Annotated in this window: 14 protein-coding genes; 11 read left to right on the top strand and 3 right to left on the bottom strand. The window is 51.7% G+C overall.

From position 1 onward, the window contains the following. Positions 1 to 24 precede the first annotated feature (24 nt). From murG to ftsZ, 5 genes are all read left to right on the top strand, one after another. Positions 25 to 1,116: an undecaprenyldiphospho-muramoylpentapeptide beta-N-acetylglucosaminyltransferase gene (gene murG, locus B0I18_RS04400; protein WP_106521420.1), complete on the top strand. Its 1,092-nt coding sequence runs from the start codon at positions 25 to 27 to the stop codon at positions 1,114 to 1,116. 44 nt (positions 1,117 to 1,160) lie between these two features. Continuing rightward, a complete protein-coding gene (gene murC / locus B0I18_RS04395; protein WP_106521419.1) occupies positions 1,161 to 2,519 on the top strand; it encodes a UDP-N-acetylmuramate--L-alanine ligase in 1,359 nt (452 codons plus the stop codon). Positions 2,520 to 2,579: 60 nt separating this feature from the next. After that, on the top strand, positions 2,580 to 3,698 hold the full coding sequence (locus B0I18_RS04390; protein WP_146146652.1) for a cell division protein FtsQ/DivIB: 1,119 nt from the start codon (positions 2,580 to 2,582) through the stop codon (positions 3,696 to 3,698). A gap of 16 nt (positions 3,699 to 3,714) precedes the next feature. Then, entirely contained in the window at positions 3,715 to 5,154 is a 1,440-nt protein-coding gene (gene ftsA / locus B0I18_RS04385) for a cell division protein FtsA (protein ID WP_106521417.1), read from the top strand. A gap of 102 nt (positions 5,155 to 5,256) precedes the next feature. Further along, entirely contained in the window at positions 5,257 to 6,918 is a 1,662-nt protein-coding gene (gene ftsZ / locus B0I18_RS04380; RefSeq protein WP_106521416.1) for a cell division protein FtsZ, read from the top strand. 221 nt (positions 6,919 to 7,139) lie between these two features. Here the strand turns inward: ftsZ and B0I18_RS04375 are convergent, their stop codons facing one another. Beyond that, positions 7,140 to 9,233, bottom strand: coding sequence for a choice-of-anchor Q domain-containing protein (locus B0I18_RS04375; RefSeq protein ID WP_181358334.1), 2,094 nt, complete (start codon positions 9,231 to 9,233; stop codon positions 7,140 to 7,142). Between the two features lie 210 nt (positions 9,234 to 9,443). Here B0I18_RS04375 and B0I18_RS04370 point away from each other — a divergent pair, with 210 nt between their 5' ends. Together B0I18_RS04370 and chrA are read left to right on the top strand one after the other, a co-directional pair. Further along, positions 9,444 to 10,283, top strand: coding sequence for an MBL fold metallo-hydrolase (locus B0I18_RS04370; RefSeq protein WP_106522044.1), 840 nt, complete (start codon positions 9,444 to 9,446; stop codon positions 10,281 to 10,283). Between the two features lie 54 nt (positions 10,284 to 10,337). Further along, a complete protein-coding gene (gene chrA / locus B0I18_RS04365; protein WP_106521414.1) occupies positions 10,338 to 11,555 on the top strand; it encodes a chromate efflux transporter in 1,218 nt (405 codons plus the stop codon). A gap of 21 nt (positions 11,556 to 11,576) precedes the next feature. Here chrA and B0I18_RS04360 read toward each other — a convergent pair whose 3' ends face one another. Next, on the bottom strand, positions 11,577 to 12,122 hold the full coding sequence (locus B0I18_RS04360; protein WP_106521413.1) for a hypothetical protein: 546 nt from the start codon (positions 12,120 to 12,122) through the stop codon (positions 11,577 to 11,579). A 59-nt stretch (positions 12,123 to 12,181) separates the two neighbouring features. Beyond that, positions 12,182 to 12,592 (bottom strand): helix-turn-helix domain-containing protein, encoded by a 411-nt coding sequence (locus B0I18_RS04355; protein WP_281257984.1) that lies wholly within the window; start codon positions 12,590 to 12,592, stop codon positions 12,182 to 12,184. 235 nt (positions 12,593 to 12,827) lie between these two features. Here B0I18_RS04355 and B0I18_RS04350 point away from each other — a divergent pair, with 235 nt between their 5' ends. The 4 genes from B0I18_RS04350 (at position 12,828) to B0I18_RS04335 (ending at position 15,090) form a co-directional block, all read left to right on the top strand. Further along, complete coding sequence (locus tag B0I18_RS04350; protein WP_146146651.1) at positions 12,828 to 13,136, top strand: hypothetical protein; 309 nt, start codon at positions 12,828 to 12,830, stop codon at positions 13,134 to 13,136. 19 nt (positions 13,137 to 13,155) lie between these two features. Continuing rightward, positions 13,156 to 13,383, top strand: coding sequence for a class I lanthipeptide (locus B0I18_RS04345; RefSeq protein WP_106521410.1), 228 nt, complete (start codon positions 13,156 to 13,158; stop codon positions 13,381 to 13,383). Positions 13,384 to 13,562: 179 nt separating this feature from the next. Next, entirely contained in the window at positions 13,563 to 14,765 is a 1,203-nt protein-coding gene (locus B0I18_RS04340) for a lanthionine synthetase LanC family protein (RefSeq protein WP_106521409.1), read from the top strand. A 121-nt stretch (positions 14,766 to 14,886) separates the two neighbouring features. Beyond that, positions 14,887 to 15,090: a class I lanthipeptide gene (locus B0I18_RS04335; RefSeq protein ID WP_106521408.1), complete on the top strand. Its 204-nt coding sequence runs from the start codon at positions 14,887 to 14,889 to the stop codon at positions 15,088 to 15,090. The last annotated feature ends 127 nt before the right edge of the window (positions 15,091 to 15,217 follow it).

The following is a 15,217-nucleotide window of genomic DNA, read 5'->3' as shown; positions in this document are numbered from 1 at the left end:
AAAAAAGAAACATCCCATTTCCAGATGAAAGTAGTAATAGCAGGCGGTGGTACAGGCGGACATATATTTCCCGCAGTGGCAATTGGCCATGCCTTGCAGCGCCTGCAACCGGGCACCGAACTGCTGTTCGTAGGGGCCAATGGTAAAATGGAGATGGAAAAGGTACCGCAGGAAGGCTTCCGGATCGTAGGCCTCGATATTGCCGGGTTTAACCGCAGCAACCTGCTGAAAAATATTACACTGCCGTTCAAACTCTGGAAGAGCCGCCAGCAGGCCAATGCCGTGATCCGCGACTTCCAGCCCGACGCCGTTGTAGGTGTGGGTGGCTTTGCGAGCTTCCCCATGTTGTACGCGGCACAGAGCAAAGGTATTCCGACCCTGATCCAGGAGCAGAATTCCTTTGCCGGCAAAAGCAATAAGATACTTGGTAAAAAAGCAGCAGCGATCTGTGTAGCCTATGACGGTATGGACCGCTTCTTTCCGAAAGATAAGATTATCGTGACCGGCAACCCGGTAAGGGCCAGGATCGCGCATGCACATATTACCCGCGACGAAGGCGTAGCAGCCTTTAACCTCGACCCGGCCCGGAAAACGGTGCTGGTAGTGGGCGGAAGCCTCGGCGCCAAAACCATTAACGAAGCCATAGCCGCCGGTCTGAAAACGATAACCAACTGGGGCCTGCAGGTAATCTGGCAAACGGGCAAGCTCTTTACCGAAGAGGCTCGGAAAGCAGCTGCGCTTTATGGCAGGCAGGTAGTGGTACAGGAGTTCATTAAAAACATGGAGTACGCATATGCCGCAGCCGATATGGTGGTTTCGAGGGCCGGTGCGCTGGCCAGTGCAGAACTTTGCATCGCAGGCAAACCGGTAATCTTCGTGCCCTACCCTTTTGCAGCCGAAGACCACCAGACCAGCAATGCGCTGGCCCTGGTAGAACATAACGCCGCCATGATGGTAAAAGATAACGATGCGGATACCGACCTGGTAAAAAAACTGGACACCCTGGTACACGACGAACAGATGCAGGAGCTGATGGCCGCCAACATTGTAAAACACGGCATTAAAGATGCCGACGAGCGGATCGCGAAAAAAGTGATCGCGATAAGCCGCAAATAAAATGGCAAACAAAAAAAATTAAGAACAGCGTACAATAACCCAAAATGGATATCAATACTTTAAAAAACATCTACTTCATCGGCATCGGCGGCATCGGTATGAGCGCCCTGGCCCGCTTCTTCAACGAACGCGGCGTAAGGGTAAGCGGCTACGACCGCACCGAAACCGCACTGACCAGGCAACTGGCTGCCGAAGGCATGGATATCCATTATGAAGACAATATTGAGCTGATCGATAAAAACGCGGAACTGGTCGTATACACACCGGCCATTCCTGCCGACCAGAAAGAGTTGAACTGGCTGCGCGACCACCAGTACCCGGTCTTCAAACGTTCCGATGTACTGCAATGGATTACCGAAAGTATGGTAGCCGTTACCGTAGCCGGCACCCATGGCAAGACCACCATCTCCAACATGATCGCACATATCCTGCGCGATTCCGGGTTTGGTTGTAATGCTTTCCTGGGGGGCATTTCGACAAACTACAACAGCAATTACTGGGGCAGCGAAAATAATGTAGCGGTAATCGAAGCAGACGAGTATGATCGCAGCTTCCTGAAGCTGAAACCGGAGATCGCCGTACTGACGGCCATGGATGCCGATCATCTCGACATTTACGGTACGGTGGAAGAATTGGAAAATGCCTTTGTACAATACACAAAAAATATTAAAGCGGGTGGCACCCTGTGGTACCGGCACGGCCTGCCGCATGCCAACCGGCTTGAAGCAGATCATAAACAAACGTACAGCCTGCAGAACGATGCTGCCGGCGTATATGCCAGCCAGGTACAGATCAACGACGGCGGTTATATTTTCGACGTGCAGGGTAAAGACTGGCAACTGGACCAGGTACACCTGAACCTCGGCGGTATGCACAATGTGGAGAACTGCATCGTAGCCATTGCCATAGCCCAACAATTGGGGGTAGCCGGCGACCTGATCCGTAATGCCGTTGCTTCGTTCAAAGGTGTAAAGAGAAGGTTCGAATATGTAGTGAAGAACGATAAGGTGGTGTATATCGACGACTATGCGCACCACCCCGAGGAGCTGGCAGCCCTGATCAAAAGCGCCAAGACCCTGTTCCCGGGTAAGCGCTGTGTAGTGGCTTTCCAGCCGCACCTCTTCAGCCGCACCCGCGACTTTGCCGATGGCTTTGCCCATAGCCTGGACATGGCCGACGAGGTATTACTGCTGGATATTTACCCGGCGAGAGAGTTGCCGATGGAGGGCGTTACGGTACAGATGATCGCCGACCGCATGGCCAATCCTAACCATACCATCTTATCGAAAGAAGGCCTGGTGGAGTATGTACGCAGGGCGCCGATAGCACTGCTGATCACTGCGGGAGCCGGCGATATCGATAAACTGGTGACACCGATCAAAGCAGCGCTGGAAGCGAAGTAATCTAATAAAAGTAAAAACAGGACGAGGTCGGGCGCCGGAGGCCAAAGACCAGGACAGCATATGAGTGAACCGAAAAAAATATCATTAAAAAAGACGATGCGCTTCGGCGTAGGCCTGTTGCTTGTTATCCTGTTTTCGGTAGCACTGGTCGCGGCATCCCATTACCAGGGCAATAAGACGATACAGGGCATCGAGATCAATCTTAATGATGAAAATGACTTTAGCTTTTTACAAAGAAAAGATATAGAAAACCTTTTGCTTAAAAACAGGAATATTGACCTGGAGCATACGTCGCTGGACCAACTGGACCTGGACCGTATGGAAGCCATTGCCAGGACTAACCCCTGGGTGGCCAAGGCCGATATTTATGTGGACAACCGCCAGGTATTACAGGTAAAGATCACCCAGCGCGAACCCGTAGCCCGCTTGTTCGATGCCAATGGCGCCAGCTTTTATATGGACAGCCTGCTGAACCTGATGCCCGTTAGCGGCGGTTATGCCTATGCAGCGCCCGTATTTACCAATGTGGTATTGTTGAAGAACGACAGCCTTAACAGGATACTGAAGACCAAGATCGCCTATATCAGCAATGTAATCGGCGCCGACAGTTTCTGGCGTTCGCAGATCACACAGATCGATGTACAACCCGATCAAACTTTTGTGCTGACTCCGTTGTTCGGTAACCAGCGTATCCTGCTCGGCGATACCGCCGGTGCGGTGCGGAAGCTGGGCAACCTCTGGGCTTTCTACAAACAGGTATCCACGAAGATAGGCTGGGACAAATACGAAACCCTGGACCTGCGGTATAAAGACCAGGTAGTGGCCAGTCCTTCGATAGGCTGGGTACCGCCCAAGGTAACCGATACCGGCAGCTACGAGATCCATAACAACCCGGCCCTGGCCACGGCGGCACCGGCAAAACCCGAAGCGCCCAAAGCAGATGCCGCAGTACATAAACCGGTAACAGCAGTTGCGAAACCGGCCGCAACAACGGCAAAGACAACAGCCAAGCCAAAACCGGCTGTTGCCAAAAAAACAGAGAAGCCTGTAGCGATCGCCAAACAGGCCGTGAAGAAGGACAACAAACCGGCAGCCAAAGCAAAGGCCGCCAACAGTAAAGACAGTAAACACCCCACACCTAAATACATATACTCCGGGAAGAAAGCCGGCAATCATTAAAATACAACTATCGAATATGAATAAGAAAGAACAGCCCATCATTGTTGGCCTCGACATCGGCACAACCAAAGTGGTAGCTATTGCCGGCCGTAAAAATGAATTCGGAAAACTGGAAATACTTGGCTTTGGAAAAGCAGATTCAGCGGGCGTTAGCCATGGTGTGGTCCTTAATATCGAACAGTGCATCCGATCGATAGAGCAGGCGATTGACAAGTGTATCCAGTCTAACCCCAACCTGGAAATTAACGAGGTATATGTAGGTATCGCCGGTCAGCACATTAAAAGTCTGCAGACCCGCGGCGACAGGGTACGTTCCATTACCGATGATGAAATCACCAAGGAAGATATCGACCTGCTGATCAAAGATCAGTACAAGACCTATATTCCTGCCGGCGACCAGATCATCGACATCATCCCGCAGGACTTCATGATCGACAATACGCCGAACGTGCTGGACCCTATCGGTATGAGCGGTGTTAAGATCGGCGCCAACTTCCATATCGTTACCGGCGACCGCAACGCGATCCGCAATATAAAAAGGTGTGTAGACAAGTCTAACCTGAAAGCGGTAGACCTGGTGCTGCAACCCCTGGCTTCTGCTGCGGCGGTAATGAATAATGAAGACCTCGAAGCCGGTGTAGCCATCGTCGATATCGGCGGCGGTACGACAGATATGGCGGTGTTCTACGACGGTTTGCTGCAGCATACTGCGGTAATCCCCTATGCAGGTACCAATATTACCAACGATATCCGCCAGGGCCTGGGTGTACTGCGTGCACAGGCCGAGGCTATGAAAGTACAATTCGGTATGGCGCTGGCCGACGAAGCCAATACCAATGCCTATATTACCATACCGGGCCTGAGGGGCTTGCCGCCGAAAGAGATTTCGGTAAAAAACCTGGCGCACATCATCCAGGCGCGTACCCAGGAGATCCTGGACTATGTAATGTACCACCTGAAACAGATCAACCTGGACAAAAGGCTTCATGGCGGCATCATCCTGACGGGCGGTGGCAGCCAGTTGGCGCACATCATCCAGCTTACGGAGTATGTAACCGGCCTGGGTGCACGTATCGGTCATCCGAACGAGCATCTTGCCGGCGGTCATTCCGACCTGCTGAAACACCCGATGTATGCGACCTGTATCGGTTTGATCCTGCGCGGTTACTCCGACTTCGAAACCGGGAAACTTACCTTCCTGGGTACGAATAAAGAGATGCATGCCGTTAAGGAAACGCCTGCCAAAGATGTCTTCATTAAAGTGGAGATGCCGAAGGAAGTGCGGGTAGAGCAACCGGTAGCGGAGCAACAACCGGCAGCGGCCGAAACACCCGAACAACAGTACGAGAAACAGGAGCGCAACAACAAACGTTCCGATATGATCAAGAAAGTGTTCGGACAAATAAAAAACGGTTTCATGAGCTTCTTCGAAGAACCTGAAGACCAGAAAATGTAATCCACCATTATAGCAGCATAACTACTTTTCAGTACGCATTAATTACTAACCCATCGCTCTTTGTTTCTCCCGGAATGAAGATGTTTTAAACAATAGAAGATTATGATACACTTTGAAATCCCCAAAAATCAATCCTCCATCATCAAAGTGATCGGTGTAGGTGGCGGCGGCGGCAATGCCGTAAATTACATGTATGGCCTTGGCATAGAAGGTGTGGATTTTATTGTCTGCAATACAGATTCCCAGGCGCTGGCACAAAGCCCTGTACCCAATAAGATCCAGTTAGGCCCACACCTGACGCAGGGTCTGGGCGCGGGCGCTAATCCCGAGATCGGGAAACAGGCCGGAGAAGAATCGGTAGATGAAATATCTAAAATTCTGAAAGTAAACACGAGGATGGCGTTTATTACTGCGGGCATGGGCGGCGGTACCGGTACCGGTGGCGCGCCGATCATTGCTAAAGTATGCCGCGAGCTCGGTATCCTTACCGTGGGTATCGTTACCACTCCCTTTGCCTACGAAGGCCGTAAGCGCCTGAAGCAGGCCCAAGAAGGCATCGAGGCTATGCGCGAACATGTAGACACGATCCTGATCATATCCAACGATAAGCTGCGCCAGCAATACGGCAACCTGCCCTTTACCCAGGCTTTCTCCAAAGCGGATAATGTACTGGCTACTGCAGCCAAGTGTATTACCGACCTGATCACGGTAGACGGCAAAGTAAACCTTGACTTTAACGACGTACAGACCGTTATGAAAAACGGTGGTGTTGCGATCCTGGGCAGCGCGCTGTCCTCCGGCGAAGGCCGCGCCCGCCAGGCAGTGGAAGAAGCGCTGAGCTCTCCCTTGCTGAACGACAGCGAGATCGAAGGTGCACAATGGATCCTGCTGAACGTAACCTCTGCCGCCGGTGCGCACGAGCATACGCTCGACGAACTGGAAATTATCCAGGGTTATGTACAACAGCAGGCTGGTAATACCTGCGACATTATCCTGGGTATGGGTCACGATCCTAACCTGGGCGAAAACCTGTCGGTAACCATTATCGCTACCGGTTTCCACCATACCGAGATCAATGCCGACGTACTGGTTAAAAAAGAGCCGGCGCCCGAAAAGATCGTGGTAGAACTGGGCCAGAGCAATACCGGCCATAACGAGGTAAAAGCAGATGCAGCTCCGCCGAAACAGGAGACCGATCCGCTGGCCCCCGTACTGGTAGAAGCACCGCCGGTACCGCAACAACCACAGCCGGTGTATTATACCGCGCCCGTTGCAGAACCTGCACCGGTAGCAGAGACCCGGACATCGTTCAACCTCGAGCTGCCCAAAGCACAGGCCGAGCCACAACCGGTAATACCGCAGCAACCGCCGGTACAGGAATATAAAGCACCGGAACTGGAACTGATCATTAAAAACGAACAAGCCCAGCAACCGCTGCCCCAGCAGGAAACACAGGTTAAACGAGGCGACCGCTTCCTGAGCCCTGACGAACTGGAAGAGCAACGCAGGTTTGAAGAGCAGAAGAGGGCCCTCGAAGAGCGCGCCGAACGCCTGCGCCGTATGAGCTTTAATATCCAGGGCAACGAAAACCCTTCGGATATCGAAAACATACCGGCTTACATGCGTAACAAAGCCAACCTCGACGACCAGGTAAGCTCCTCTGATCCGTACTTATCCGGCTACTCGGTAAACTCCGACAAAAACGGCAACCAGGGTAACATCAGTACGATCAATACCTTTTTAGACGGCAAAAAACCGGATTAGACTTTCCGATCCGCATATGGCTGACAAAGGCGTCCCGTTAACCCGGGGCGCCTTGCTTTTTAGACTATACCCAACCTATCAACAGAACGTCCCGATGGCTTTGCCATCGGGACGTTTGTATCTCTTTATATCACCTGTCAACAGGCTCCGACATTTTTTTCCAATGCTCTACAAGGCTATAACTGGCCACAGGCCTAACTTACAGGGCAGGAACAATTTATTTATTCTTTTACAATTTTAAGCAGTTCGCCATTTTCGAGCTGCAATACATAGATGCCCGGGGCCAGGCCGGCAAGCGGCAACGTATTGGAGTGGCCGTCGAGCGTCCAGGAGCCGCGGCTACGGCCATAGATATCCAGTAATACGACCCGGGTACCGATCAGTTGCCGGTCGCCAGGCACCAGGGTAACGCTTTCCCTGGCCGGGTTGGGATACACCTTACTCGCAGGCATTTTACGCGCCAGGTCCATTTTCAATACATCGCTATAGGTCCGGGAGCCATCGGTATGTACCAGCATTAACCGGTAATAATTAACCGGCAGGGGATACTGATCTTCGAAGTTATACCGGCCCGCGCCGTAGCCTTTTACAGGCAGGGTATGTAGGGGTAAGAACCCAAACCCGTCGGCACTGCGCTGCAGTTCGAAGCCGCTCAGCTCCCGCTCATCGGCCGTAACCCAGGTCAGCAAATGCGCCTGCTCCCGCACCCGCGTCCCGTTAAAGGATACCAGTTGCAAAGCCAGGGGACTTCCCGCGTTTTCATAAGCACCCATATCCACCGTACCACCGAGGATGCGTGTATTACCTTCAAGATCAGCCGGGAAACCGGCGATAGAGTCGTTGGTTCCCGCATCGATACAGGGACTGGTTGCCTGCAGCCGGAAGTTGTTGACCATGTTATTGATGAACAGGGGATTGATATTACCATCCAGGTTATGATTGACCGCATCGGCAGCCATACCGTGTATCATGCTGTACCGTACACTGCCCGCTGCAGGAGCCGGCGTCAGGCTATTGCTACCATTGCCGTACATAATCGTATTCGTAATGGAAAAATCAGAGCCGTATCCTCCCATACCCGCGCCATAGCTGGCCCAGTTAAAAGCGATTGTACAGTTAACGAGCTTTATCCGTCCTACGTAATCACTAATGCCACCGCCGGGACCGGCGCCGCAGGAGTTGCGGGCAAACAGGCAATTGACAAAGGTGCTCGAGCCCAGCATATTCTGCGCACCGGCGCCACCCGATCCGTACACGTAATTGGACCTGAAATCGCAATGCGCTACATAGACCGAGCTGTAATAGCTGGATATACCGCCACCGTCGGCTGCTGTATTACTCGTAAAATTGCAATTGCTGATCTGGGGCACCGAAAGGTTATTGTATATACCGCCGCCATAATTGGCTTCGTTGTTGGAGAAGTTGCAAAAACTGATGGTCGCGTTAGACCGGTAGTTGGCAATGGCTCCGCCACCGCTTCCGTTATCCATCGCCGGGTTAAGCCCCTGCCCCTTATTGGCGTTAAAGGTGCAATTCGTAATAACTGCAGGCGAATACCAGTTTTGTACACCGGCGCCCATAGACTCCCAATTGGTAGATACATTACCCGTAAACGTACAACCGGTCAGCACCGGTGTAGCATAGATATTGGAGATACCTGCGGTAAAGGCTGCACGGTTGGCAGAGACGATGGTATTGACGATATTCGGCATCGTAAAAGAATCGTTGTACATGGCGCCGCCATAGGTAGCCATATTATTGGCAAACGTGCAATTGATGATATCGGGGCCGGAAGCACCGCGGTTATACAGGCCTCCGCCTTTGCCCGTAGCTGTGTCGCCGGAAAAATAACAGTTCACGATACTGGGCGAACAGTCGTTGTTATACATACCCGCGCCTGCATCGGCCTTGCCCCCGGTAATATAAAAACCGTCGAGGCGGGCGGCGGCGGTAAGCCCGTTGCCATTGTTCCGGATCACACCGGCATTATTGCCCCTGAGGGTAACTTTATACTGCTGCCAGTTACGGCCGGCAAAAGCCGGCATGGTATTGGTAAAACCGCCGAATAGCTTTACGCCTTCTTTCATGATGAAGGAAGCGCCCGCTGCGGGCTGGTAGCTGCCGGCGGCAACAAACAGGCTGTCGCCAGGGACTGCCGCATCAATGCCTGCCTGGAAATCGCGGAATGCAGTGGCCCAACTGAGCCCGTTCTGGATACCGGCCACCTGGTTACTATCTACATAAATTACGGTGGCCCTTGCCCCTGGTATAATACAGACCAGGAGCATTACAAAAACAAAAAATCTTTTAAACATGGTGTATTGGTTGAGGCCGCGAAAGTAGATAAAAAACGCAGTATCTCTAAATGCCGGCAGGCTCCCGGAACCAGGACTGTTCCCCATCGCCGGTTGCAACACGAACATGTTGACGCTGCAACGGCCTTATTTGAAAACTATAAGCCGGTATTGAGCCATAAAACGGCGCAAATCGTTACTTTTATGCCGTCATTTTTCAAGCCTCAATTTATGCAATTACATACGATAGATACCGGACTGTTTAAGCTGGATGGCGGCGCTATGCATGGCGTAGTGCCCAAAAGCATGTGGAACAAGCAAAACCCTGCCGACGAAAACAATATGTGCAGCTGGGCTATGCGCTGCCTGCTGATCGAACACGACAACCGTTTGATCCTGGTAGACACCGGCATTGGCGACAAACAGGACGAAAAATTTTTCAGCCACTATTACCTGCATGGCAACGACAGCCTGGAAAAATCGATCCGTCAGAAAGGCTTCGGTCTTGATGATATTACCGATGTATTCCTTACCCACCTGCACTTCGACCATGTAGGCGGCGCCGTAAAACGCGATGGCGATAAACTCGCTCCCGTGTTTAAAAACGCAAAATACTGGAGTAATGAGGCGCATTGGGATTGGGCGGTACATCCCAACGACCGCGAGAAAGCCTCTTTCCTGAAGGAGAACATTATGCCTTTACAGGAAAGCGGGCAACTGGAGATGATCACTACAGCTGATGGCGAAGAATGGATGAAAGACATCCGGATCCGTTATGTGAACGGGCATACTGAAGCCATGATGCTGCCACAGATCGCCTATAAAGGACAAACCATACTCTATGCCGCCGACCTGCTGCCCAGCAAGGCCCACATATCGCTGCCCTGGATTATGGGTTATGATATGCGCCCGCTCGATACCCTCAACGAAAAGAAGAAGCTGTTGAAAGAAGCCGCAGACCATAACTGGCTCCTGTTTTTTGAACACGATGCCGCTACCGAACTGTGCAACCTGGAGCAGACCGAAAGAGGCATCAGGGCCGGGGAAGTGATCCGCATGGACCAGGTCTAGCGTCCTGTTACACCCAGCCCGTTTACCTTAACCCGATCAGTCTTAATCATCCCTATGTTGTTCCGTCATATTCCTTTTCTTAAAGCGGTATTTGCCTATTCGCTTACGGCGTTTGGCGGTCCGCAGGGACATATCGGTATGATGGTAAAAACATTTGTGCAGAAGCGGAAAGATGTTACGGAAGAAGAGCTGGTCGAATACAATGCATTTTGCCAGATGTTGCCGGGGCCTTCGTCCACGCAGACCGTGATGCTGATCGGCTGGAAAAGAGGCGGCATACCCCTGGCTATCCTTACCCTGCTGATCTGGATATTGCCGGCTACCTTACTGATGTCGGCCCTGTCCTTCCTGGTTTATTATATCGATACGCGCAATGTACAGACCAACCTGTTCCTGTATGTGAAACCCATGTCGGTAGGTTTTGTTTGTTATGCCGCCATGCGTATGATGCGTAAGAGTGTGCGCAATATCGCCACTTACGGCATTATGGCCGGCGGTATTTTGGCCACCGTACTGATACGCTCTCCCTGGATCTTCCCGATACTGCTGGTGGTCGCGGGCTTTATTTCCAACTTCAGCGACAAGCGTATCGTAACACAGGTAAGCAAACCCAAGCCGATCCGCTGGATCAATATCTGGCTATTCGTATTGGTATTCCTTATCGCCGGTATCCTCAGCGAGATTGCGCGGCGCCAGCATTGGGAGCATCGCCGGCTCTTTAACCTGTTTGAGAACTTTTACCGTTTCGGCAGCACCGTATTCGGGGGAGGCCAGGCCCTGATACCCATGATGCTGGCCCAGTTCGTGAACCTGCCCCTGAAGCGCGGGCATAACCCCTATATGACCTCCGGCGAGCTGATGACCGGTTTTGGCGTGGTACAGGCCATGCCCGGACCGGTATTTTCGATCTGCGCCTATACTGGTGGTATTGCCATGAGCACCTATGGGCCGCTATGGCAGGCAGCGGGCAGCGCCGTAAGCATTATCGCCATATTCCTGCCCAGCACCCTGCTGTTGTTTTTCCTCTTTCCCATTTACCAGAACCTCAAGCAACACGTTATTATCTATCGTGCGCTCGAGGGTATCAATGCCGTTATCGTAGGGGTGATCTGGGCTTCCGGTATTATCCTGTTTATGGAGATCAACCGGACCGGTTTCGATTTTATGAGTCTTGTCGTGGTTATCATCACCTTCTGCCTGCTGCAATTCTCCAAGATACCCGCACCGCTGATCGTGCTGGGCTGGCTGTTGCTGGGTTGGACCCTGCATTGATAGCAGTGGCAAGGCCGGCTATTATCTCTGCTTCGGGGCTACAGCCTTTTCCTTTGCCGTTTTTTGCTTCACCGGCTTATGCCCGTTTCTGGGTTCCTTAGGTGGTTTGGGCGGCAAGGCGATCATACCCATAATCTGGGGTTCGGGCCGTGCCGTATCAACCGCGGTTACGGCGGTATCTACCGGCGCTGCCTGTACCTGTTCTGTGGCCTGCGGCGCTTTTACCTTACCCAACATATGTTGCGCCTGGCTTTCACCGGCATGCAGCAGGCCAAAGCTCAATACGATTACCGCAGCGATCTTACGCAATAGTGGCATCTGCGCCCGTACCACGCGGTTCAGCAGGTCTTCTTTGGGAGGAAGCGTGGCTACCTGTTCCAGGTTAAAACGTCCGCATACGCGTTCCTCCTTACGGTTGCGCAGGTAGTCGAGTATCGCTTCGGGTTCCCAGCCGGAGAAATCGATTACCGTTTTGCTGCAGCTCAGGCAGAACCTGCCCTGCTCTTCGGGCAGCATGGCGTTCCAGTTTTCGTGGCAGGGTTTGGGGATGCTGATCTTATTTTCCATGTCCTTTCGTTTTATACCCATTAGATGCGGGTACCCGGACGATTGCATAAGGACCACTTTTATTTTTTTACCAGGTCCTGCTGTTGCGCGAGCATATTCAGCAGTTTGCTGTTTTGTTCCCGCAGGAACCTGTTCTCCTCTTTGGCCTGTTCCAACGCCACCATATAGCCCTCCATATGCTGTTCCGTAGCCATAGCAGGCTCCTTATCGGCCTGCTGTTCGGGGCCATCGCCAAATTGGGTATGATGCTCGAAGTCGAGGATCTGGTCGTAGGAAACCTTCAGGTAATCGGCTAGCAGGGCCAGCTTAGTGACCGTGATATCCGTAACCCCCCTTTCTATATTACTGTAGGCGGCCGGAGAGATCTGCAGATCCAGGCAAAGCATTTTCACTTCTATACCTTTTATCAAACGGATCTTTTTAATATTAGCCCCTACCCTTTTTTTAAGTATTTCAAATCCATTAACCATTTCCATATCTGTTATCCTGATATTTTTTTAGTGATTCGAAAAAAAACGCCTGCAATTATAAAAAATTTTTATCATAAATCAGGCATGTTCGCATAGGAAATCTTTAAATTCGATGACTGGTTTTTAACCGGTGCATCCGCCTCTGAAATTCTTTTCTATACAGGCAATGCCCTTACTCATTGAGATTAAGCATACTGAAAAGCAATCTTTACTCTTAAATGATCCAAAAAAACTTATGAAAATTAAAAAACACAATGAATCATTCGCGTACATCGACGAACTGATCAGAAGAAGAGCCACAGGGCCCCCGCAACTCCTTGGAAAAAAAATCGGCGTTACGGGCTGGCAAGCCAAAAGAATCATCCGCAGTTTGCGCGAGGACGGGCTACCGATTGAATATTGCCGCTCGGCACAAAGCTATTATTATACCGATCATGTAAAGGTTAATTTTAGCATAACCGTTGGCGATCTCAACATCCTTAAGATCCTCGGCGGACAGGCAAGTACCCGCATTCCCAAACCCGTGTACCTTGTTACACACTAACCAACCTCAACAACCAACAATGAAACGAAAGACCCTGAACTTATCCGGTAAACTGACCTTCAGCAAAGCAACCCTTGCCGCATTGAACAACACAGCACAAAACAATATACTGGGCGGAGCGTCCCTGCACGAAGGCTGCGTAGTGGCCACCCATAATGATAACTGCCGGACGCTTGGCCTGGGCATCGACCTGACCCAATGCTGCCCCGTGTACGAGGTATCGGTAAACATTGCCTGCGCATCTTAAACCCTGCCAGCACGACAAACGATTACAAATGCCTGTATGCTAACCGCTACAGGCATTTGACGCTCCATACGCAACCGGGCTTACCAACGGCACATTAAAATGCGCTAAGAATTCAGAACGCTTGCACGTAAATCAGCTTAAAGTTGTTATATTAGTATCCTATCAATTGCAAAACATACATGATCACCCTAGAAAAAAACCAGGAGCTTATCTATAAAGATCTGCTCCGTGTCATCTCCGACAAAGAACTGCTGAAGGAAGCAGGCCCTAATATGTTTAAAGGTGCATGGGGCGCCCTGTTCTATATGTTTTACTACGAACAGTATGTAGACGATACACAGGACAATGCCATCCCCTTTATGGAAGAGCTCTATAACGAGCTCCAGGCCGGCCCCACCAGTACCTTTACCTATTGCAACGGGCTTACAGGCCCCTTCTGGCTGCTGCACCACCTGCATAAATACGAATTTGTAGAACTGGATCTCGAAGACCTGGCTTCCGACTTTATACGTGCCGCCATTATGGAAAGCGATTACCACCTGTCGGTAAACAATTTCGACCTGCTGCATGGCAGCGGTGGTATCTGTAATTTCCTGGTGCCCTTCAGCCACAGGCCCGAGGTAAAAGCACATCTCGAAAAGTTTGTCAACTGCCTATCCGCCGTTTGCCTGCAAACACCGCAGGGCCTGAGCATGCCGATCTTCTATTATCATACCGACCCGCCGTCGCCCACCGGCACCGATGCCTTTAGCCTGGCGCACGGTACCTGTTCCATGCAGATCATACTGGCCAAGATCCATAAAGCCGGTATAGCCCGGAAAACCTGCCAGGAACTGGTATACGGTTCGATGGAGTTTATCCTGAACCACGAGAATAAGATCTCAGGTCCGCTGGACCCGCTCTACCCCGCCAGCCTGGGCGAATCGAACTACAGCCGCATATCCTGGTGTTATGGCGATATCAATGTCGCCATTGCCTTATGGTATTGCGGCGAACAGTTCCAGGAACAACGCTGGCAGACCAAAGCCCTGAATATACTGATGCACAATACCAAGCGCGTTACCCGCGAATCGGCGGGTATACTGGATGCCTGCCTCTGCCATGGAGCAGCCGGCAATGCAGCCATGTACCTGAGGTTCTGGCATGCCACCAACGACCGCGCCTTTTTTAAATGCGCGGAGGACTGGTACGAGATGACCAACGAAATGATCCGCTTCTCGGAGAATCCCGCAGAACGCGGCATCAGCGTATGGCAAGGCAAGGACGACAAATGGCAATACCGCTGGGACTTCCTGGATGGCAGCGCCGGTACGGGCCTTAGCCTTATCTCCCGCCATGTGGACGAGCCCCTGCACTGGGACGAATCGCTGCTGATCTCTTAGCAGCAGGGTTACCCGGTCGGCTCGATGCCCCGGCCCTGGCTGGCTTCTACCCCCAAAGGCCCGTATATACGGACTTGCGGCAACAATGCTTTTTTTATTAACATTTAAAAACCCAATGGTTATGAAAAAAAGAAAAGTAGCATTCGGCAAAAAACTGTTCCTCGATAAAGGAACCATTGCAGCACTGCATACCGGCCAGCAAAGGGCGGTTGTAGGCGGCGACCTGTATACCGACCGGGTATACTGCGTATACACACGTTACCAGACCAACTGTAACAAGTGCCCCGCCAATACCCTGGAAGGTCCGGGCGGGCAATGCAATTAAAAACAGGATCAATAACCGGGCAAAAGACAGGAATGCGCTTTGCCCGGTTATCCTTCCTATGTATCGCTACCGGGCCTGGTCCCGGCCTACCCGGATACCCTTAGCTGCCCCTACCGGAAATCACGTA

Origin of the sequence: Taibaiella chishuiensis (assembly GCF_003014535.1) — a bacterium.
Taxonomy (GTDB): Bacteria; Bacteroidota; Bacteroidia; order Chitinophagales; family Chitinophagaceae; genus Taibaiella; species Taibaiella chishuiensis.
This window is presented reverse-complemented; position numbering and strand designations above follow the sequence as displayed.

Bases quoted from the DNA above. Each gene is read 5' to 3' on its own strand.
- murG (WP_106521420.1), top strand. From the start codon at position 25: ATGAAAGTAGTAATAGCAGGCGGTGGTACAGGCGGACATATATTTCCC.
- B0I18_RS04355 (WP_281257984.1), bottom strand. From the start codon at position 12,592: ATGGTTAATGGATTTGAAATACTTAAAAAAAGGGTAGGGGCTAATATT.
- ftsZ (WP_106521416.1), top strand. From the start codon at position 5,257: ATGATACACTTTGAAATCCCCAAAAATCAATCCTCCATCATCAAAGTG.
- ftsA (WP_106521417.1), top strand. From the start codon at position 3,715: ATGAATAAGAAAGAACAGCCCATCATTGTTGGCCTCGACATCGGCACA.
- B0I18_RS04340 (WP_106521409.1), top strand. From the start codon at position 13,563: ATGATCACCCTAGAAAAAAACCAGGAGCTTATCTATAAAGATCTGCTC.
- B0I18_RS04350 (WP_146146651.1), top strand. From the start codon at position 12,828: ATGAAAATTAAAAAACACAATGAATCATTCGCGTACATCGACGAACTG.
- B0I18_RS04345 (WP_106521410.1), top strand. From the start codon at position 13,156: ATGAAACGAAAGACCCTGAACTTATCCGGTAAACTGACCTTCAGCAAA.
- B0I18_RS04335 (WP_106521408.1), top strand. From the start codon at position 14,887: ATGAAAAAAAGAAAAGTAGCATTCGGCAAAAAACTGTTCCTCGATAAA.
- murC (WP_106521419.1), top strand. From the start codon at position 1,161: ATGGATATCAATACTTTAAAAAACATCTACTTCATCGGCATCGGCGGC.
- B0I18_RS04390 (WP_146146652.1), top strand. From the start codon at position 2,580: ATGAGTGAACCGAAAAAAATATCATTAAAAAAGACGATGCGCTTCGGC.
- B0I18_RS04360 (WP_106521413.1), bottom strand. From the start codon at position 12,122: ATGGAAAATAAGATCAGCATCCCCAAACCCTGCCACGAAAACTGGAAC.
- B0I18_RS04375 (WP_181358334.1), bottom strand. From the start codon at position 9,233: ATGTTTAAAAGATTTTTTGTTTTTGTAATGCTCCTGGTCTGTATTATA.
- B0I18_RS04370 (WP_106522044.1), top strand. From the start codon at position 9,444: ATGCAATTACATACGATAGATACCGGACTGTTTAAGCTGGATGGCGGC.
- chrA (WP_106521414.1), top strand. From the start codon at position 10,338: ATGTTGTTCCGTCATATTCCTTTTCTTAAAGCGGTATTTGCCTATTCG.